The sequence below is a fragment of the Asticcacaulis sp. AC460 genome (genome assembly GCF_000495795.1).
In the GTDB taxonomy this organism is placed as follows: domain Bacteria; phylum Pseudomonadota; class Alphaproteobacteria; order Caulobacterales; family Caulobacteraceae; genus Asticcacaulis.
The window spans coordinates 22299-41038 of sequence record NZ_AWGD01000016.1; the positions used below are offsets into that span (position 1 = coordinate 22299).

Here is an 18740-nt window from a genome sequence, read left to right on the forward strand (position 1 = left end):
GAATTCCGTGTCTTTCGTGCCGTCGCGCAGCGGCGTTTCAGTGCCTTCCGTGGTTTAATTCCACCAGCCCAAGCCAATTAATTCTCAAACGGCACGATCCGCCACATCTTCAGCTTATGCTTGATCCGCCCGGCTTCCGTGCCTGCCTTGGCGCCATGGCCGACATACAGATCCGCCCGTATCTGACCCTTGATCGCCCCGCCCGTATCCAAAGCCGACACCATCCGCTGATAGACCGGAAACGCATCCACCAGAGTCCCGGCATTGGCATCGATCCAGAACAGGTCCCCCAGCGGATTCAGACTCGGATCGACCGCGACAGCCGAACCCGGCGGCAGCGACAACCCCGACGCGCCCACAGGCGACGTCCGGTCTGGCTGGATCACGAAAAACCCGTAACGCGGATTGAGGTTCATCACCTCGGTCGCCTCCGGACCGCGATGCTCGGCCAGCCATTTGTGGATATTGTCGCCCGAGGTCTGGTTCGGCGCCAGGTAGCCGCGCTCCTGCATCGGCTTGGCGATGCCGACGAACGGCCGGCCATTATCGGCGGCATAGGCCGAATAGACCGTCTTGCCATCCGGCGTCGTCAGAAACGCCGAGCCCTGCAACTGCATGAAGAAATAGTCTTCCGGCCGCATATAATAGCTGGTCGTCGCCGGCATCAGCTCGATTTCAGCCCGGCTGTAGTAGGGGACGTACTTGTCGCCGACCTTGCGCGCCGCGATCTTGACCGCCGTCGATGGCGGAGTCAGTTGCGACCCAGGAATGACCACCAGGTCATCGGGTTTGGGCCGCACCGGTTGGGAAAATTCGGTCGTCGGCACATATTCGGCTTGGTAATCCGGCACATAATAGCCGGTCAGCATACCTTCGCCCGGAACTGCCTCGACCTGGAAGCGGGTGATCAGGAAAGCCTTGATATCGGCCGGAGAATTGAACTCTTCATCGGCCAAGTCGGCACAGATCGCGGCATATTGCCGGCCCGCCTTGTAAAGACAGGTGGCGCGCAACGCTTCCAGCGCGATAAAGGCGTCGCTGCCGGCCCAGCCGGGCAGGGTGTCCAGGCGCTTGTCGGCCAGTACCGGATTTTCCACAGGCGTCACAGGCGGCTTGACCGGCGGAACCGGCTCAACAACGGGTGGGGTCACCACGGGCGGCGTTTTGGGTGTTTCAACGCAGGCAGAGACGAGCAGGGCAGAGGCAAGTCCCAGGCCGATACCGATTTTCCTGAACATTCAACCCTCCGTCATCAAAACGCGGGCACATTGGGCTGATCGCCCAATAGGGTCAAGCCTTTGCGGCTTCGACCTTGGTCAGCAGCCACGGGCTGTTGGGCACCTTCATGCCCTTCTGGAAGGTCCAGAATTCCGCGGTCCGCTTATGGGTGCGGTGAACCTTGGGCTTGTCCTTGGTCGCCGGCACAGCTGTCTCATCGCTTTCCACCACCGCATCGGTCTTTTCATAGACCAGCTCCGACAGGAAGCGGACGCGGATCTGGGCGACCTCGTCCTTGAAATCGATATGATCGATATCGGCCTTGGGCTGATCGACAAAGCTCAGGGTCTCTTCCGGCGCCGCGCGGTCAACCAGGGCCTTGGCGAAGACGCCATAAACCGCATCCGACAGCTTGTCCTTGACGGTGTTCAGCTCGCCCTTGTGGAAGGCGATGACGACCTGTTCATAGGATTCGCGCGCCTTCTCCAGGAAATTCAACTCATTGAAATTGGCGTCGCGGGTCTTCAACATCTCAAGATTGGGCATGCGTGAGGTTTCCGGTGGTTTATCGGCCTTCGCACTGAGATCGCCGAAGTCGTCACCCTTGACGGTCACCGGTTTGTCTTCGGCGCGGAACCCCACCTTACGGCCCAGCACGTTATAGAGCTGAAACAAAATCACTACGGCGACGATACCGAAAATGATGAGGGCGACCATGTTGTCCACGACGGAATCTCTTTTGCAATCGACTGAGAAGCGATCAATTACCTCATATATAGGATAAGAATGGTGAATGGGAACTGTTCGTTTCGTTGCCTAAGACAATCTTATCTGATAGGGGCGTGTCCACCTTTGCGCCAAAGTCATCCGGCGCAACCTCCGGAGTCCACTTTTAATGACCGAAACCCCTGTCACGCCCGGTACGCCGCCGGTCCCCAACATGCAGATCATTGCGCAGTTCATTCGCGATTTTTCGTTTGAAAACCCGCGCGCGCCCAATTCCCTGCGCATGGAATCGCGGCCCGAGATCGACCTGGGTGTCGAGATGAGCGCGCGCGGCCGCGAAGACGGTTTGTTCGAAGTCGACCTCAAGCTGAACGTCAAGGCGACCACGCCGGACGGTCCGATGTTCAACATCGAGCTGGTTTATGGCGGCCTGTTCCAGCTGGCTGGCATCCCGGCCGAGCTGATGGAGCCGACCCTGCTGGTCGAATGCCCGCGCTACCTGTTCCCGTTCGCCCGCCGCGTCATCGCTGACGTCACGGCCGACGGTGGTTTCGTCCCGCCGTTCTTCCTGGAGCCGATCGATTTCGGCGCCCTCTACGCCCAGCAACGTGCCCAGCTGCAGAACCAGGCCGCAGCCGGTCAGGCCTGATACTAGAGCGGAATGGGTTTAGCTTTCTTCTCCCGCCCCGTTTACGGGGAGGGGGGACCGCGAAGCGGTGGGAGGGGCTTTACCGTCAGTAGAAAAGCCCCTCCCATAATGTTCTAAAGCCCGGTGTTTCCACCGGGCTTTTTCATTTCCACAAAGACTTGTCTTTCAGGTACTTGGCAACGAAGGCCTCATGCGCCGCAGCCTCACCGGTTGTTATCCGTGAGGCAAGGGGTCGCGGCCGGGCGCCATAGGTGATCGGATTGGCGACCTGAACCGCCTCGATCCGCGCTGACGCCATTTCCAGGTCCAGGCCGCGTTCCTTGCCGCCCAGTAGTTCCAGATAGACACTGGCCAGAAGCCGGGCGTCGATCAGGGCGCCGTGCAGGTCACGTTCTGCCAGCGAAATATTGAACCGCCGGCACAGGGCATCCAGCGAATTGGCCATGCCGGGAAACTTGTGCCGCGCCAGCTCCAGCGTATCGATCCACTGGTCGTCCGGATGACAGACCCGGCTCAGCCGCGTCATCTCCATATTGATAAAGCCGCGGTCGAAAGCCGCATTGTGAGCGATGATACGCTTGTCGCCGATAAAGTCGCACAGCTCGTCGGCGATCTGGCCGAACTTGGGTTTGCCGCGGACCTTCTCATTGCTGATACCGTGGACGCGGATGGCGTCGGGCTCGATCTCGCGTTCCGGATCGACATAGTGATGGAAGGTCCGGCCCGTCGGCAGCAGGTCTTCGATCTCGATGCAGCCGACTTCGATCAGACGGTGACCCTTACGGTGGTCAATGCCGGTGGTTTCGGTGTCGAGGACGATTTCTAAAGCCATGGCCGAATATGCGGTTGATTGCCGCCGGAATTCAAGAGTCGCCGCTCAGGCGAGCGATGATTTTTCGCACCTCTTCGCGGCAGACGTCCAAACTTTGCGAGGTGTCGATAACGAAGTCGGCGCGGCGGCGTTTTTCGGCGTCCGGCATCTGACGCGCCAGGATGGCGGCGAACTTTTCCGCCGTCATGCCCGGGCGTTTCAAGACGCGCTGGGCCTGGATTTCGGCCGGGGCGCTGACGACCAGAACCTTGTCGAGCGTGGTTTCGGCGCCGGTTTCATACAGCAGGGGGATATCGGCCACGACCAGGGCGGTGCCGGCGTGTCTTGCCAGGAAAGCTTCACGATCGGCCACCGTCGCCGGGTGGACCAGGGCGTTCAGTTCATCGAACCGGCCTTTCAACGCCGCCGACAATTTGGCGCGGTCGACGGCCTTATCGGTCAGGACGTCGCCGAAAGCCTGGGTGAGGGCGGCTTTCAGCGGTTCGGACTCGGCATAAAGCCGGTGGACGGCTTCATCGGCATCCCAGACGGTCACGCCTTCGGCTTCGAACATGTCGGCTATGGTCGACTTGCCCATGCCGATCGAGCCGGTCAAGCCAAGTTTTATCATGCCTCACCCAGATAGGTCAGGGCCAGGCTGCGGATATCGAAAACCGGGTTGGGTACAACGCCGTAGAAGGCTTCGAACGACGGCCGCGCCTGCTCGATCAGCATGTTCAAGCCATCGACCGTCGTCAGGCCGCGTTCAGCGGCGGCCGCCAGCCAGTTCGTGCGTAGTGGCCGGTAGGTCATGTCCATAATGGTCGCGGCTGTATCCAGGGCGTCGAACAGGGGCAGGGGACCGCCCGAAGCCGCGTTGATCACGGCCACCGCGCCGGAAAAGGCGCGATCGACCTGGGTCAGGTCGAAGGCGGTGACCTTGTCGCCCGGGAAGGCGAAGACCAGTTCTTCGGCGCGCGCCAGGGTGCGGTTGACGATGCGCACTTCCGGCACGCCGGCATCGAGAAGGGCAGCTATGGCGGCGCGCGAGGCCCCGCCGGCGCCCATGATGACCACCGGTCCGGCGCTGAGGTCACAATTCGGTGCCTGCAGTTCGAAAGCGCGGACCAGGCCGTGGCCGTCGGTGCTCTGGGCATGGACCTGGCCGTCGTCATCAAAGGTCAGCAGATTAGCCGAACCGCAGGCCCGCGCCGATTCGGCGACGGTGTCGGAGAGCGCGAGCGCCTGTTCCTTGAAGGGGGCGGTGACGTTCAAACCCTTGATGCCATTGCTGCGGCACGACAGGATCAGCCGGTCGAAGCCGCGCTCGTCCTTGGGCCCGAAAGCGGCATAAATGCCGTTCAGCTTCAGGTCGCGCAGCCAGGCATTGTGCAGGAACGGACTCAGCGAATGGTGGATGGGCTGGCCGACCACGGCGGCGATACGGGCCGCACCGGTGGGCAGGGACTGGATATCGATCATGCCGGCACGATCCTCATATGGCGAAGCTGGGCGAGGAGAGGGAAGAGGGATAGGCCCAGGACGGTGAAATAGTCACCGCGGATGGCTTCGAACAGGTGCACGCCTTCGCCTTCCAGCTGGTAGCAACCGACGCTGCTCAGGATCTTGTCTCCGGCGCGTTCGAGATAGCCGTCAATATAGTCGTCGGAAAGGCGGCGGACATGCATTTCGGCCGATTCGACCGTCGACCAGACGATATGGCCGCCTTCCGCCAGGGCCAGGCCGCCGTGGAGATAGTGGGTTTTACCACTCATCCGTTTCAGCAGGTCGCGGGCGTCATCCATCGTATGCGACTTGCTGATCAGGTCTTTTTCGAGCTGCAGCACCTGATCGCCGCCCAGGACCAGGCCGGGATTTCGCGCCGAAACGTGCAGCGCCTTGGCTTCGGCCAGTTTCAGAGCAATCGCCTTGGGGCTCATGCCGCGCGCCAGGCCGTCGTCCTTGATGGCATCTTCGTCAAGGTCGGCCGGAATTTTGGTGAAGGAAATGCCCGCGCCGGTAAGCAGGGCGGCACGGGAGGCGGAACCAGAAGCAAGGATCAGGGAAGGGGGCATTGAAAGGTCTTTCGCAGGGGGTGAGAAGCGCCGATTTGCCGCATGGCGGGCAAATCGGATGAAATCGAGCCAGTGGCTCGATTTCCGCGCCGAACGCCTGGAGCCATGCGACAGGCGACCCCTGCACTCCATTACTCGATTGCACTTACCTATATCCACCTGAAAATCCAGGACAACTGTGTCCTGGATTTTCAGGTGGATATCGATAAACGCTGTCTGGTTATGGGGTGCAGGGGTCTGCGACCCCCGCAAAAACCCTTAAATCCCGCCTAACCTGCCTGTCCGCTTTTCGTTCAACAGGCTGATGATCGTCGCAGAAGTTTCTTCGATCGACCGCCGGGTCACATCGATCACCGGCCATTCCTTACGCTCGAACAGCCGGCGGGCGCGAATGATTTCCTCGCGGACGGCATCGGTATCGGTATAGGTCGAGGGCCGGTCGTCGTTCAGGGTCAGCAGCCGGTTCTTGCGGATCGACACCAGCCGTTCCGGCGAAGCGATCAGGCCGACAATCAGCGGGATATCCAGTTCATCCAGTTCATTCGGCGGATCTCTACCCGGCACCAGAGGGATATTGGCCGCCTTGATGCCCCGGTGCGCCAGGTAGATGCAGGTGGGGGTCTTTGACGTCCGCGACACGCCAACCAGAACGACATCGGCCTGCCTCAGCTTGTCCGCCATGGCGCCGTCATCATGGGCGATGGCGTAGTTCAGCGCCTCGATGCGTTCGAAATATTCGTTGTCGAGATTATGCTGGGCGCCGACACGTTTCGACACCGCGGCGCCCAGATGGCGTGAAAACGCCACCACCAGCGGATCCAGCACGCCGATCGACGGAATATCCAGCTCGCGGCAACGCATTTCCAACATGTTGCGCAGTTCCGGATCGATAATGGTGTGCAACACAATGCCCGGAAAGCTTTCGATCTCCAGCAGCGATCGCGCCATCTGCTTTTCCGACCGGATCAGCACATACAGATGCTCGATCGGCAAAATACCTTCGAAACGTGCCGCGGCGGCCTTGGCCAGGGCATTCAAAGTCTCACCCGTCGAGTCCGAAATCAGATGGACGTGGAAATAGGTGCCGATTTTTTGCGGAGTCAGGGACATGGCGATTCCTTAAGCGCATTCGCGACGGCCTGTCTTCGGAAAACTTTGTTCTTCCGTTTCACATAGCTGTCACAGTGATGCGATAAATATAACTGTGAACGGAATCCGTGGACAGATGTGTGCGGATTGTTGGTGATTCCCGTTATGCCGGCTTTCTCGCAGGTGCGTTGGGGATGGGGGTGCAAAACCACCTGTTTCGTCCCGATTCCGTCCAATGTGTTAAAAATGTATTAATCATAATCCGCAGGGTGTGGATGTCTTAACCAATCATTAACCATTCAGACTCAATTCGACGATGGGGTTAAGGATTTCTTAATCAGTATAAAGATTTGGTAAATTATCCGCACTTCCCACAGGCTGTGGGAATCGAATCATCCCGACGTGCACCGCCTGTGAAAGACTCGTGAATCAGGCGAAATCTGCGACACTTTTTCACCCTGTCCACGGCACAATAAACCTCTTCAATCTCTTTTCTTTTTATAAGGTTTAAGTCATGAGGACGGATGATACGTCCGAGGATTGACTCCATGCAGGCAGGTAAGCCATCCATCATCCGGGTTCTGGACGGCGAGACGGTAACGCCGCCGCCGGTATGGTTCATGCGTCAGGCCGGGCGCTACCTGCCGGAATACCGCGAACTGCGGGCGACGACCTCGGGCTTTGTCGATTTCTGTCTCAATCCGGAAAAGGCCGCCGAGGCGACGCTTCAGCCGATTCGGCGGTTCGGCTTCGATGCCGCCATCCTGTTTTCCGATATTCTGATGATCCCCCTGGCCCTGGGTCAGGATCTCACCTTTGCCGCCGGCGAAGGCCCCGTGCTGGGCGAATTGCCATCGTTAGAAGCGATGCGCGACAAGGCCCCATTTGCCGGTGAAGCTTTGAAGAATGTCGGTGAGACCGTCGCCCGCGTGAAGGCCGGACTGACTGAAGCGACGACCCTGATCGGATTTTGCGGCGGGCCGTGGACGGTCATGACCTATATGCTGAACGGGCGAAAGGCCCATGACCGCAGTCTGATCCGGGCGTTCGTCTATGACGATCCAGCGACCGTGCTTAGCCTGATCGATATCGTGATCGAAGCTTCGGCCCAGTATCTGAAGGTCCAGGCCGACCAGGGCGCGCAGGTGCTCAAGATTTTCGAAAGCTGGGCGGAAGGGTTTCCCGATCCGTATTTCGACCTGTTGGTGACACAGCCGCATATTCGCCTGATCCATCGGGTGCGGGAGTTGGGTGTAACCCTGCCGATCATCGGTTTTCCCCGCGGCGCCGAAGCCCGGTGCCTGGACTATGCCCAGGCCGTGACGATCGAGGCCATGGCTCTGGGGACGGCGACGCCGCTGGCTCTGGGGGCTGAACTGCAGAAGATCCGGCCGATCCAGGGAGCTCTGGACCCTGTAGTGTTGCGATCGGGCGGTGCGGCTTTGGATGCAGCGATCGATCGGATTCTCGAAGCCTGGGGGCAGGGGCCCTTGATCTTCAATCTGGGTCACGGCATCTTCCCAGACACGCCGATCGCCCATGTCGAGCAGGCGTTAAAACGTATCCGGGGTTTGTAATGACGGCTAAACGCGTTGCGGTGTTGGTGTTCAACCTGGGTGGCCCGGAAAAACAGGCCGATGTTCAGGGCTTTCTGTACAATCTGTTCGCCGATCGTCGCATCATCGATCTGCCTTGGGGGATACGGCAGGGACTGGCGTCGGTGATTTCCAGCCGGCGCGCGCCGATGGCGAAGAAGAATTACGCCTTGATGGGTGGCGGGTCGCCGATCCTGTCCGAGACGCGCGACCAGGCCGTTGCGTTGGAAAAGCACCTGAACAAGGGCGCCGGCATCGAGGCCAAGGTGTTTATCGGCATGCGCTACTGGCATCCGTTCATCGAAAACTCGGTCAAGGAGATCGAGCATTGGAAACCGGACGAGGTGGTGGTTTTGCCGCTGTATCCGCAGTTTTCGTCGACGACCACCCTGTCGGGGTTTGAAGCCTTCAAGAAGGCCTGGCGCGGCAAGGCACCGGTCAAATATGTCTGTTGCTATTCGGACAACGACCACTTCGTCGAAGCCCATGTCCTGCTGATCCGGGAATGGCTGAAGAGCAAGGTCGGGGATACATCGAATGTCCGGCTGTTGTTTTCGGCGCATGGCTTGCCGGAAAAGATCATCAAGAACGGTGATCCTTACCAGGAGCAGGTCGAGTCATCAGTGGCCAGGATTATGGCCCAGCTTGGGGATATCGACCACGTCATCTGTTATCAGAGCCGTGTCGGACCGTTGAAGTGGATCGGGCCGTCGACGGATGATACCATTCAGGCAGCCGGCCGAGATGGCAAGGCGGTCATGCTGATCCCGATCGCTTTCGTGTCCGAGCATATCGAGACCCTGGTTGAACTGGACATCGAATATGCCGAGCTGGCGGAAAAGGCGGGTGTGCACGTCTACCGCCGCGTACCGGCACTGCGGACGAATAAGGGGCTGATCCAGGCACTGGGTGCCGAGGTCATGAAGGCACTGGGGGCGGTTGGTCCTGTGATTGGCGATCATGACTGTGCCAAGTGTCACAAATTCTGCCCGAAGAAGAGGGCGGCATGAAATGGTTTGAACTGGCCCGTGGGCTGCACATTGTTGCCGTGATCGCCTGGATGGCCGGACTGTTGTACCTGCCGCGGCTGTTTATCTATCACATCAAGCACGGTGCTGAGCCGACCGTAACCAGCGTGTTCTCCGTTATGGAACGCAACCTGCTGCGGATCATCATGAATCCGGCCATGATCCTGGCGTGGATATTTGGCTGCTGGATGCTGTATTTTCATTATACGTGGCATGGATGGGGCCTGTTTGCCCAACCTTGGCTGGATGTTAAATTGATCGGGGTTGTGATCCTCACCGGCTATCACCATTTCCTCGCCGCGCGCTTCAAGAAGCTTCAGGCCGGCCAGGACATCGGCACCGAAAAGTTCTGGCGCATGATCAATGAACTGCCGATCCTGCTGGCGCTGGTGATGGTGATTTCGGTCACGATGGAGTGGACCTTCTAAGGATATGTTTCGGGGTCTGGGGCCCTCGGCCCCAGCCTTCCTAATATCTTTCTGCTGTATGGCCCCAGAGGGCCGATCAGCAGAAAGATTTTAAGAAAAGATGTGGGGTCGCAGACCCCACGCCCCGAAACATTATTCTTGACGAGCGCCGCTTCAACGCGCACAAAACGCTCCATCAGGCACCACGTTCTGTGGACTCGCCTTCTCAACTCAAATTTATCAGCCTTTTCCATACGTTACGTCAAAAAGGGCTAGGGGACTCGTCAAACGCCAACGGCAGAACCGCCGTGGGCCGTTCTACGCGTCCATCGTAAGAGAGACCTCATGTCACAAGACAACGAAAATGAACTGCCCGAACTGGACCTCACAACTGAGGACCAGGACACCGAAAACGACAACGATTCCGACGATCAGGACGAAGACGGCCCCGGTCCGTTGAGCGGACAGAAAATGTCGCTCCAGACCCTTAAGGACAAATCCCCCACCGACCTGGTCACCTTCGCTGAAGGCCTCGGCATCGAAAACGCCTCCAACCTGCGCAAGCAGGACCTGATGTTCGCCGTCCTCAAGGCCCTGGCCGAAGATGGCGTCGAAATCACCGGCTCCGGCGTCATCGAAGTCCTCCAGGACGGCTTCGGCTTCCTGCGCTCCCCCGAAGCCAACTACCTGCCCGGCCCCGACGACATCTACGTTTCGCCCCTGCAAATCCGCCGTCATGGCCTGCGCACCGGCGACACCGTCGAAGGACCCATCCGCTCGCCGCGTGAAGGCGAACGTTACTTCGCTCTTCTCAAGATTCAGACCATCAACTTCGAAGACCCGGAAAACATCCGTCACAAGGTCCACTTCGACAACCTGACGCCGCTCTATCCGGAGCAGCGTCTGTGGATGGAAATCGAAGACCCTACCCTCAAAGACCGCTCCGGCCGCATCATCGACATCGTCGCCCCGCTCGGCAAAGGCCAGCGCTGCCTCATCGTCGCCCCGCCGCGCGTCGGCAAGACCGTGATGCTGCAAAACATCGCCAAGTCCGTCGCCGCCAACCACCCAGACTGCTACTTGATCGTTCTCCTCATCGACGAACGTCCGGAAGAAGTCACCGACATGCAGCGCACCGTCCGCGGCGAAGTCATCTCCTCGACCTTCGATGAGCCGGCCACCCGCCACGTCCAGGTCGCCGAAATGGTCATCGAAAAGGCCAAGCGCCTGGTTGAACACAAACGCGACGTCGTCATCCTGCTCGACTCCATCACCCGCCTGGGCCGCGCCTACAACACCGTCGTGCCGTCATCGGGCAAGGTCCTGACCGGCGGTGTCGACGCCAACGCCCTGCAACGCCCCAAGCGCTTCTTCGGCGCCGCGCGTAACATCGAAGAAGGCGGTTCGCTGACCATCATCGCCACCGCCCTGATCGACACCGGCTCGCGTATGGACGAAGTCATCTTCGAAGAGTTCAAGGGCACCGGCAACTCGGAAATCGTGCTGGACCGCAAGGTCGCCGACAAGCGTGTCTTCCCGGCCATGGACGTGCTCAAGTCGGGGACCCGCAAGGAAGATCTGCTCACCGACAAGTCGAACCTTCAGAAGACCTATGTCCTGCGCCGCATCCTGAACCCGATGGGCGCCCAGGACGCGATCGAGTTCCTGATCGACAAGCTGCGCCAGACCAAGAGCAATGCGGAATTCTTCCAGTCGATGAATACCTAAGGAAAGTTACCCCTCCGTCGGCTTCGCCGACACCTCCCCACTTCGTGGTGAGGAGGGCGCTTAAAGCCCGACAAAATCTCAAACCCCTTGCCAACCCGGTATGACAGGCTCATATCGGGTTGATGCTTTTATGAACCTGCTTCGGAGTCCAGCATGAAGGTCACGGTCAATGTCGAATGCTCCCCTCAGGAAGCCCGCGCTTTTCTCGGCCTGCCCGACGTTGAACCGCTGAACGACTACATGATCTCGGCCATGAAGCAGCGCATGGAACAGAATATCCACTCCATGAAGCCTGAAGAGATGATCAAGAACTGGTCGAGCCTGGGGGTCACCGCCCAGGACCAGTTCTTCAAACTGATGCAGTCGGCGGCTCAGGCATCCATGAATTCCTTCGGCGCCAAGGACACCAAGTAGGCCGTGTTTCACGTGAATCAAACCATCTTCGCCTTGGCCAGCGCCCAGGGTCGCGCCGGCGTGTCGATTATCCGCCTGTCCGGCCCCGAAGCGGTGCCGGCGCTGAAGCGCCTGACCGGCAAATCCGTGCCACCGCGCCGAGCTGTCTTTACGCCGCTGATCCACGACGGCGAACTGATCGACGAAGCGGTGGTAGTCTATTTCCAAGGCCCCAACAGTTTCACCGGCGAGGACTGTGTCGAACTGCACGTCCATGGTTCACGCGCTATTCTCGATAGGCTCTACGCAATCCTCACCGATTTCGGTTTGCGCCTCGCGCAGCCAGGTGAGTTCTCCCGCCGCGCCCTGGAAAACGGCAAGCTTGACCTGACCCAGGCCGAAGCGATCACCGACCTGGTCGACGCCGAATCCGAAGCCCAAAGGCGCCAGGCCCTGACCCAGATGGGGGGAGGGCTCAAGGTCCAGTACGAAGCGTGGCACGCGGCCCTGGTCGAAATCCTGGCGCGGATTGAAGTCTATATCGACTTCCCCGACGAAGACCTGCCTGGGGAGTTGGTCGACTCCATCCTGGATCGCATCGCCGCGATTCAAGCCTCGCTCGAGGCCGCCATTGCCGATGCCAAACGCGGACGCCAGATTCGTGAAGGCTTTCGCATCGTCATTCTGGGCGAACCGAATGCTGGTAAGTCGAGCCTGTTCAATGCGCTGCTGAAAGCCGAAACCGCCATCGTTACACCGATCGCCGGCACGACACGCGATGTCATCGAGGCACAACTGCGCATCGGGCCTTATTCTGTCCTGCTGTACGATACGGCTGGCCTGCGCGAAACCGACGAGGTGGTCGAACAAGAAGGTATCCGCCGCGCCCGCGCCAAGGGGGACGAAGCCGACCTGCGCCTGTGGGTGATCGATTCGTCCGCGTCCGGACTCGAGGGGGTTGAACCGAGGGCAAGGGACCTGATCGCCTTTAACAAGATTGATCAGGGTTCTGACAATCTATACGAGTCTTTCTCGAACCTCTCTGTTTCACGTGAAACACAGTTGTTTAAGGTCAGCGTCGAGACAGGGCAGGGCGTCGCCGACCTCGTCGCGGCGATCGAAAACATCGTCACCGAACGTCTATCGGTCCAGACCTTCCCGGCGGCGACCCGGGCGCGTCACACCGAACGTCTACAAGAGGCCGTCGATCATCTCGACCAGGCACGTCTGACCCGAATGCGCGTTCCCGAACTGACAGCGGAACATGTCCGCGCCGGTATCAACAGCTTCGAAGCCCTGTTCGGCCGCTACGATGTTGAAGATGTGCTCGATGTCGTCTTCTCGACCTTCTGTATCGGCAAATGATTCACGTGAAACATCGCAAATAGCGATTCGACCCGGCGGCCCTTATCTGCTATAGGGCGCATCCTGAATTTCCGGATATCGATATGACTGAACAAACCCTGTGGGACGTGATCGTCGTGGGCGGCGGACATGCCGGCTGTGAAGCCGCGACCGCTTCCGCGCGAATGGGCGCCAAGACGCTTCTGCTGACCCACCGCTTCGACACGCTGGGCGAAATGTCATGCAATCCGGCCATCGGTGGCCTGGGCAAGGGCCATCTGGTACGTGAAATTGACGCCTTGGATGGCATTATGGGCCGCATGGCCGACCAGGCCGGCATGCAGTTCAAGGTGCTGAACCGCTCGAAAGGCCCGGCCGTGCGCGGTCCCCGCGCCCAGATCGACCGTAAGCTTTACCGCCAAGCCGTCCAGGCCGAACTGTCAGCAACCGAAAACCTGACCATTATAGAAGCCGCCGTCGAAGACCTGATCCTGGATAATGGCGTCGTCTGTGGAGCCATCGACGGCGCCGGTCAGCGCTATCTCGCCAAGGCCATCGTTCTCACGACCGGAACGTTTTTACGTGGACTCATCCATATCGGTGACAAACGCACCCCGGCCGGTCGGTGGGGCGATCAGCCGGCCAACGGCCTGGGGCAACGTCTGTATGATCTGCAACTCGACATGGGCCGGCTGAAAACCGGAACGCCGGCGCGTCTCGACGGCAAGACCATTCACTGGGACCGGCTGGAACAACAGCTGGGTGACAACCCGATCACCCCATTTTCCTACCTGACGCCGTCGATCGAACGCGAGCAGATCGCCTGCGGCATCACCTATACCAACGCCGAAACCCACCGCATTATTGCTGATCGCCTGCAGGAATCGGCTGTTTATGGTGGCCACATCGCCGGCCGTGGCCCGCGTTATTGTCCGTCGATCGAAGACAAGGTCGTCAAGTTCGCGGACAAGACCTCACACCAGATTTTCCTGGAACCGGAGGGTTATGACGATGACACCGTCTATCCGAACGGTATTTCGACCAGCGTCTCCGAAGCGACGCAAGAAGCCTTTCTGCGCACCATCGTCGGGCTGGAAGACGTGGTCGTCAAACGTTACGCCTATGCTATCGAATACGACTATGTCGATCCACGTGAACTGACCCCGACCCTGGAGCTCAAGCGTCTGCCGGGTCTGTTCCTGGCCGGCCAAATCAATGGCACGACTGGCTATGAAGAGGCTGGCGCTCAAGGGCTGATGGCCGGCCTGAACGCCGCCGCCCGTGCGGGCGGACAGATGCCGGTGATCCTCGGCCGCGACGAAGCCTATATTGGTGTCATGATCGACGACCTGATTACACGTGGCGTCACCGAACCCTATCGTATGTTCACCAGCCGGGCCGAGTTCCGCCTCAGCCTGCGGGCGGACAATGCCGATCAGCGCCTGACCGATAAGGGTGTCGCTATCGGAGTTGTGGGTGCCCGCCGTCAGGCTGCCTGGGGCGATAAGCGCGATGCTTTGGCGGCTATTCGGCAACGGTCCGCTGAACTGAATGCCGGACCGAAGGATGCTCTGGCTCAGGGCATCCAGGTTAATGGCGACGGGCAGCGCCGCAATGTGACGCAGCTTATGGCCTATGATAGCTGTTCACGTGAAAAACTCGAAGCCCTGTGGCCCGAGATTTCGGCATGGCCCGAGGCCTTGTACGAGCAGGTCGAAATCGACGCCCTCTATGCCGGCTATATGGGGCGTCAGAAGGCCGAGATCGAAACCTTCCGCAAGGACGAGAACCTGGCTCTGCCGACGGATTTGGATTACATGGCGATCGTTGGCTTGTCGAATGAGGCACGGGAAAAATTGAACCGTATTCGGCCGCAGACGCTGGGTCAGGCGGGACGCATTGAGGGCATCACCCAGGGCGCTTTGACGACCCTGCTGTTCTACGTCCGCAACCACACCAAGCGCACGGCATGAGCGCGCCGATGACGCCCGCCGAGATGGCGGCCCGACTCGTGTTTCACGTGAAACAGGGGGCCCTGGACGACCTCGCGGCCTTCGGCCAGATGGTGGCTGACAAGAATGAGGTGATGAACCTCGTTGGCCCTTTGACCATCCCGCACTATTGGTCGCGCCATGTTTTGGACAGCGCGCAATTGCTGAATCATAGGCCGCAGGCGCGAAGCTGGGCCGACCTGGGGGCAGGGGCAGGGTTCCCTGGTGTGGTGCTGGCGATCCTGCTGAAACACTTCGCGGAAACTGCGACTGTGTATCTGGTGGACTCCCTGGCCAAGCGCTGCCGTTTTCTGGAGGAGGTCGTCAGCGACCTGGCCTTGCCGGCGGTCGTGATCAATGACCGCGCCGAGAACCTGGACCTGAAGGTCGAGGTGGTGACGGCCAGGGCCTGTGCCCCGATGACCAAACTGCTGGGCTTTGCTGAGCGCTTTATCCACAACGGCGCCGATGCTTGGTTTTTAAAGGGGGAAAACGTGGGGGAAGAACTGCGCGAAGCTGGCAAGGCTTGGCGTTTTCAGGTAGAACAGAGTGAGTCCCTGTCCGATCCACGCGGACGAGTCGTCCATATACAAGGGTTACAACGTGTCCGAACAAGATGAGAAGACCATGCGTGTCCTCGCCATCGCCAACCAGAAGGGTGGCGTAGGCAAGACGACGACGGCCATCAATCTCGGCACGGCCCTGGCCGCGATCGGCATGCGGGTTTTGCTGGTCGACCTGGACCCGCAGGGCAATGCTTCGACCGGTCTGGGTGTACCCAAGGTCGATCGCGAAAGCTCGCTGTACGACGTCATCGTCGACCAGCGTCCGATCGGCGAGGCGGCGGTGAAAACCTCCGTACCCGGATTATCTCTTTTGCCGTCCGACCCGGACCTGTCGGGTGTCGAAATCGAACTGGGCCATGCCGAGCGCCGTTCCTATCGTTTGCGCGACGCATTGCAGGGGTTGGGCGACAAGCCGGTCTATGACTATGTCCTGATCGACTGCCCGCCGTCGCTGAACCTGCTGACGGTCAACGCCATGAGCGCGGCCGATGCTGTGCTGGTGCCGCTGCAGTGCGAGTTCTTCGCCCTGGAAGGTCTGAGCCAGCTGATGCGGACCATCGACCTGGTGCGCGGGTCGCTCAATCCGCGTCTGAACTTGCAGGGCATCGTCCTGACCATGTTCGACAAGCGCAACGCGTTGAGTGGCCATGTCGAAAAGGACGTGCGGCAGCACTTCGGTCATCTCGTGTATGACACGGTCATACCGCGTAATGTCCGTGTCTCGGAAGCGCCGTCTTTCGGCAAGCCGGCCCTGATTTATGACGTCCGCTGCTCGGGTAGCCAAGCCTATATCAAGCTGGCCAAGGAGCTGGTGACGCGCGAAAAGACGCGCAAGCCCCAGGCCGCATAAAGACGGCCTAAAAGGAAGCTAAATGTCTGAAAAGAATAGAGGTTTGGGTCGCGGACTGTCCGCCTTGCTGGGCGATCCGGTGGTGGTGGCGACAGCGGAAGCACCGGCCGAAAAGGCTGCTGAAGGTGGTCGCAACAGTCTCGAACAGCCGATCGAACTGCTGGTTCGTAACCCGGATCAGCCGCGCCGCGTGTTCGGTGAATCTGAGATCGAGGAGCTGTCGAACTCGATCCGCGAGAAGGGTGTGTTGCAGCCGATCCTGGTCCGGTCGGCCCCGGGTCAGCCCGGGAAGTACCAGATCATCGCCGGGGAGCGCCGCTGGCGGGCGGCCCAGAAGGCTGGCTTGCATACTGTGCCGGTCATCATCCGTGAACTGAACGACCTGGAAGTGCTGGAAGTCGGCATTATCGAAAACGTCCAACGCGCTGATTTGAACCCGATGGAAGAGTCGCGGGCGTACAAGGTTCTGATGGAGCGTTTTGGGCGGACCCAGGATGCCCTGGCTCAGGTGGTTGGCAAGTCGCGGTCGCACATTGCCAATACGTTGCGGTTACTGACCTTGCCGCCGTTGATCCAGGACCATGTGTTGGAGGGCCGGATGAGTGCCGGTCATGCCCGGACCTTGATCACGGCGCAGAACCCGGAAGTGCTGGCGCGGGCGATCATCGAGAAGGGTCTGTCGGTTCGGCAGGCCGAGGCTTTGGTGCGGGATGAGGATAAGGTTGAGGACAAATCGGTCAGGATGCGGCCTGTGGTCAATGCCGACATTCTGTCGCTTGAGCAGGATCTTCAGGAGGCTCTGGGTCTTCAGGTCAAGTTGAGTGACGCCGGTGGCAAGGGAGAGCTGCGTTTGAGTTATAAAACGCTCGAACAGCTGGACGAGATTTGTCGTAAGTTGATGAAATAATTCAGAATTTTTAAAGAACGGTGTTTGTGGCGAATTTGGTTGTGATGGTCGGGTGAGAGGCCGTCAGATTCGTTAGAGAGAGCCTCGTTTTTTGACAGGAAGATACCCCTCCGCCGGCTTCGCCGGCACCTCCCCACTGTGTGGAGAGGAGGGAGTTTGTAATACCAAATGCTGTTGATTTTTACAGACCGGCGCGGTTGGCTTTGCCGGCGATTTGTAGGTAGAGGCGCTCGGCGATCAGAAGGTCGGGCATGCCGGTCGACTTGCATTGCTTGTCGCCTTCGATCAGGTCGGCGGCTAACGGGTCCAACAGGTCGAAGCTCCAGGCCTGGGCCTGGCGCAGCATGTCGGCTTCGTCCTTCCAGAAGACGCCAGCGGCTTTTGCGGCTTCCTTGCTGCCCATCCTGCCCATATGGCTTTTGAGCAGCTTGACCTTGTTATAGTGGCCGGAGAGGGCGCGCATGGCGTCGGGTCCGGTTTCGCCCTCCGCAAAGGCGCGGCGAAGACCGGCCTGGGCAGCTTTCATGCGGCCACCGAAAGCGTCCTGGGCGGCCTTGAACAGGGAGGCTTCGGGTTCGACACCGAGGAAGTCCTGAAGTTCACGTTCCTCCAGGGTCTTGTGCGAATTGGGACCGATAAACAGGATCAGGCGTTCGATTTCCTGATGGGCGATGCCGCGTTCCTTGGGCAGGCGCTGGGCGAAGATGTCCATGGCGCCGGTGGTGAGGGACACGCCATTGGCGGCAAAGGCTTCGCGGGCCATGCGGATGATGTCGCCGGTTTCGTCTTCGTAGCAGGCAATGCTGACGAGGGCCTTGTCGGCGTCGGCCAGCCGGCGCAGGGCCGAGTCACCGCCGAGGCCGCCGGCCTCGATAATGAGGAAGGCTTCCTTGTTGTAGTCGCCGGCAGCGTGTTGCTTGACCGTGGCGGCGACGGCCTTGTCGAGCGCCGCCTTTTCGGTAAAGAATTTAAGCCTGACGAGCCGGCGGCCGCCCATCATGGACAGGGCCTGGAGTTCGCCTTCGAGCTTGGCGGGATCGCCGTCGACGTCCGTGTCGGTCAGGAGCGAGACGTTGAACGGATCGTTGATGTCGGGAACGATCTTTTTGGCGAGATTTGTCGACCGCTCGATGACCTGGCTTCGGTCTTTGCCATAGATGACCACGCCCAGCACATGACTCGGCGGGTTCTTGAAGAAGGCATCGATCTCGGGTTTTTTGACGAGTTTCATGGCTTATATCAATGACCGTTGATCTTGCCTCTTATGCAAGGGCCCCGCCCGGCGCTTCGCGCCACCCTCCCCGTAAACGGGGTGGGCAAAGAAAGGTAAAGCCAGATTAGGGATTATATGGGTGCAGGGTGC

The 18740-nt window shown here is 59.7% G+C and carries 19 protein-coding genes; 11 read left to right on the forward strand and 8 right to left on the reverse strand.

Annotated elements, in window-relative coordinates:
* Window positions 1–77: 77 nt before the first annotated feature.
* Together ABAC460_RS33610 and ABAC460_RS33615 are read right to left on the reverse strand one after the other, a co-directional pair.
* Window positions 78–1238 carry an MltA domain-containing protein gene (locus ABAC460_RS33610; protein WP_023453056.1) on the reverse strand — a complete coding sequence of 387 codons (1161 nt, stop codon included), beginning with the start codon at window positions 1236–1238 and terminating at the stop codon, window positions 78–80.
* A 52-nt stretch (window positions 1239–1290) separates the two neighbouring features.
* The gene (locus ABAC460_RS33615; protein ID WP_031236659.1) at window positions 1291–1935 is read right to left on the reverse strand and encodes a Tim44/TimA family putative adaptor protein; all 645 of its coding nucleotides are present in this window, start codon (window positions 1933–1935) and stop codon (window positions 1291–1293) included.
* Window positions 1936–2113: 178 nt separating this feature from the next.
* Here ABAC460_RS33615 and secB point away from each other — a divergent pair, with 178 nt between their 5' ends.
* Entirely contained in the window at window positions 2114–2593 is a 480-nt protein-coding gene (gene secB / locus ABAC460_RS33620) for a protein-export chaperone SecB (RefSeq protein ID WP_023453058.1), read from the forward strand.
* Window positions 2594–2735: 142 nt separating this feature from the next.
* On the opposite strand, the gene dnaQ is transcribed toward secB, so the two are convergent.
* The 5 genes from dnaQ to ABAC460_RS33645 form a co-directional block, all read right to left on the reverse strand.
* The gene (dnaQ, locus tag ABAC460_RS33625; RefSeq protein WP_023453059.1) at window positions 2736–3425 is read right to left on the reverse strand and encodes a DNA polymerase III subunit epsilon; all 690 of its coding nucleotides are present in this window, start codon (window positions 3423–3425) and stop codon (window positions 2736–2738) included.
* Between the two features lie 31 nt (window positions 3426–3456).
* Window positions 3457–4035, reverse strand: coding sequence for a dephospho-CoA kinase (gene coaE, locus ABAC460_RS33630; protein WP_023453060.1), 579 nt, complete (start codon window positions 4033–4035; stop codon window positions 3457–3459).
* The gene (locus ABAC460_RS33635; protein ID WP_023453061.1) at window positions 4032–4886 is read right to left on the reverse strand and encodes a shikimate dehydrogenase family protein; all 855 of its coding nucleotides are present in this window, start codon (window positions 4884–4886) and stop codon (window positions 4032–4034) included. Before ABAC460_RS33635 ends, coaE begins: the two co-directional genes overlap by 4 nt.
* On the reverse strand, window positions 4883–5479 hold the full coding sequence (locus ABAC460_RS33640; protein ID WP_023453062.1) for a Maf family protein: 597 nt from the start codon (window positions 5477–5479) through the stop codon (window positions 4883–4885). The genes ABAC460_RS33635 and ABAC460_RS33640 overlap by 4 nt, the downstream gene beginning before the upstream one ends.
* A gap of 258 nt (window positions 5480–5737) precedes the next feature.
* Entirely contained in the window at window positions 5738–6589 is an 852-nt protein-coding gene (locus ABAC460_RS33645) for a pyruvate, water dikinase regulatory protein (RefSeq protein WP_023453063.1), read from the reverse strand.
* Between the two features lie 527 nt (window positions 6590–7116).
* On the opposite strand from ABAC460_RS33645, the gene hemE reads away from it, so the two are divergent.
* From hemE to ABAC460_RS33695, 10 genes are all read left to right on the forward strand, one after another.
* Window positions 7117–8145: a uroporphyrinogen decarboxylase gene (hemE, locus tag ABAC460_RS33650; RefSeq protein ID WP_023453064.1), complete on the forward strand. Its 1029-nt coding sequence runs from the start codon at window positions 7117–7119 to the stop codon at window positions 8143–8145.
* Window positions 8145–9173: a ferrochelatase gene (gene hemH, locus ABAC460_RS33655; protein WP_023453065.1), complete on the forward strand. Its 1029-nt coding sequence runs from the start codon at window positions 8145–8147 to the stop codon at window positions 9171–9173. Before hemE ends, hemH begins: the two co-directional genes overlap by 1 nt.
* The gene (locus ABAC460_RS33660) at window positions 9170–9619 is read left to right on the forward strand and encodes a CopD family protein (RefSeq protein WP_023453066.1); all 450 of its coding nucleotides are present in this window, start codon (window positions 9170–9172) and stop codon (window positions 9617–9619) included. The genes hemH and ABAC460_RS33660 overlap by 4 nt, the downstream gene beginning before the upstream one ends.
* Window positions 9620–9943: 324 nt before the next feature.
* On the forward strand, window positions 9944–11326 hold the full coding sequence (gene rho, locus ABAC460_RS33665) for a transcription termination factor Rho (RefSeq protein ID WP_023453067.1): 1383 nt from the start codon (window positions 9944–9946) through the stop codon (window positions 11324–11326).
* A 153-nt stretch (window positions 11327–11479) separates the two neighbouring features.
* A complete protein-coding gene (locus tag ABAC460_RS33670) occupies window positions 11480–11740 on the forward strand; it encodes a DUF6489 family protein (RefSeq protein WP_023453068.1) in 261 nt (86 codons plus the stop codon).
* A 3-nt stretch (window positions 11741–11743) separates the two neighbouring features.
* Entirely contained in the window at window positions 11744–13084 is a 1341-nt protein-coding gene (gene mnmE / locus ABAC460_RS33675; protein ID WP_052012735.1) for a tRNA uridine-5-carboxymethylaminomethyl(34) synthesis GTPase MnmE, read from the forward strand.
* Window positions 13085–13167: 83 nt separating this feature from the next.
* Window positions 13168–15036 carry a tRNA uridine-5-carboxymethylaminomethyl(34) synthesis enzyme MnmG gene (gene mnmG, locus ABAC460_RS33680; RefSeq protein WP_023453070.1) on the forward strand — a complete coding sequence of 623 codons (1869 nt, stop codon included), beginning with the start codon at window positions 13168–13170 and terminating at the stop codon, window positions 15034–15036.
* Window positions 15037–15044: 8 nt separating this feature from the next.
* Window positions 15045–15674 (forward strand): 16S rRNA (guanine(527)-N(7))-methyltransferase RsmG, encoded by a 630-nt coding sequence (gene rsmG, locus ABAC460_RS33685; protein ID WP_052012738.1) that lies wholly within the window; start codon window positions 15045–15047, stop codon window positions 15672–15674.
* A gap of 7 nt (window positions 15675–15681) precedes the next feature.
* The gene (locus ABAC460_RS33690; RefSeq protein ID WP_031236662.1) at window positions 15682–16470 is read left to right on the forward strand and encodes a ParA family protein; all 789 of its coding nucleotides are present in this window, start codon (window positions 15682–15684) and stop codon (window positions 16468–16470) included.
* A gap of 22 nt (window positions 16471–16492) precedes the next feature.
* Window positions 16493–17377 carry a ParB/RepB/Spo0J family partition protein gene (locus tag ABAC460_RS33695; RefSeq protein WP_031236663.1) on the forward strand — a complete coding sequence of 295 codons (885 nt, stop codon included), beginning with the start codon at window positions 16493–16495 and terminating at the stop codon, window positions 17375–17377.
* Window positions 17378–17558: 181 nt separating this feature from the next.
* Here ABAC460_RS33695 and holA read toward each other — a convergent pair whose 3' ends face one another.
* On the reverse strand, window positions 17559–18608 hold the full coding sequence (gene holA, locus ABAC460_RS33700) for a DNA polymerase III subunit delta (protein WP_023453074.1): 1050 nt from the start codon (window positions 18606–18608) through the stop codon (window positions 17559–17561).
* Window positions 18609–18740 lie beyond the last annotated feature (132 nt).

Bases quoted from the DNA above. Each gene is read 5' to 3' on its own strand.
- ABAC460_RS33660 (WP_023453066.1), top strand. From the start codon at position 9,170: ATGAAATGGTTTGAACTGGCCCGTGGGCTGCACATTGTTGCCGTGATC.
- ABAC460_RS33645 (WP_023453063.1), bottom strand. From the start codon at position 6,589: ATGTCCCTGACTCCGCAAAAAATCGGCACCTATTTCCACGTCCATCTG.
- mnmG (WP_023453070.1), top strand. From the start codon at position 13,168: ATGACTGAACAAACCCTGTGGGACGTGATCGTCGTGGGCGGCGGACAT.
- rsmG (WP_052012738.1), top strand. From the start codon at position 15,045: ATGACGCCCGCCGAGATGGCGGCCCGACTCGTGTTTCACGTGAAACAG.
- ABAC460_RS33635 (WP_023453061.1), bottom strand. From the start codon at position 4,886: ATGATCGATATCCAGTCCCTGCCCACCGGTGCGGCCCGTATCGCCGCC.
- holA (WP_023453074.1), bottom strand. From the start codon at position 18,608: ATGAAACTCGTCAAAAAACCCGAGATCGATGCCTTCTTCAAGAACCCG.
- secB (WP_023453058.1), top strand. From the start codon at position 2,114: ATGACCGAAACCCCTGTCACGCCCGGTACGCCGCCGGTCCCCAACATG.
- ABAC460_RS33610 (WP_023453056.1), bottom strand. From the start codon at position 1,238: ATGTTCAGGAAAATCGGTATCGGCCTGGGACTTGCCTCTGCCCTGCTC.
- hemE (WP_023453064.1), top strand. From the start codon at position 7,117: ATGCAGGCAGGTAAGCCATCCATCATCCGGGTTCTGGACGGCGAGACG.
- coaE (WP_023453060.1), bottom strand. From the start codon at position 4,035: ATGATAAAACTTGGCTTGACCGGCTCGATCGGCATGGGCAAGTCGACC.
- dnaQ (WP_023453059.1), bottom strand. From the start codon at position 3,425: ATGGCTTTAGAAATCGTCCTCGACACCGAAACCACCGGCATTGACCAC.
- rho (WP_023453067.1), top strand. From the start codon at position 9,944: ATGTCACAAGACAACGAAAATGAACTGCCCGAACTGGACCTCACAACT.
- hemH (WP_023453065.1), top strand. From the start codon at position 8,145: ATGACGGCTAAACGCGTTGCGGTGTTGGTGTTCAACCTGGGTGGCCCG.
- ABAC460_RS33670 (WP_023453068.1), top strand. From the start codon at position 11,480: ATGAAGGTCACGGTCAATGTCGAATGCTCCCCTCAGGAAGCCCGCGCT.
- ABAC460_RS33615 (WP_031236659.1), bottom strand. From the start codon at position 1,935: ATGGTCGCCCTCATCATTTTCGGTATCGTCGCCGTAGTGATTTTGTTT.
- ABAC460_RS33695 (WP_031236663.1), top strand. From the start codon at position 16,493: ATGTCTGAAAAGAATAGAGGTTTGGGTCGCGGACTGTCCGCCTTGCTG.
- ABAC460_RS33690 (WP_031236662.1), top strand. From the start codon at position 15,682: ATGCGTGTCCTCGCCATCGCCAACCAGAAGGGTGGCGTAGGCAAGACG.
- ABAC460_RS33640 (WP_023453062.1), bottom strand. From the start codon at position 5,479: ATGCCCCCTTCCCTGATCCTTGCTTCTGGTTCCGCCTCCCGTGCCGCC.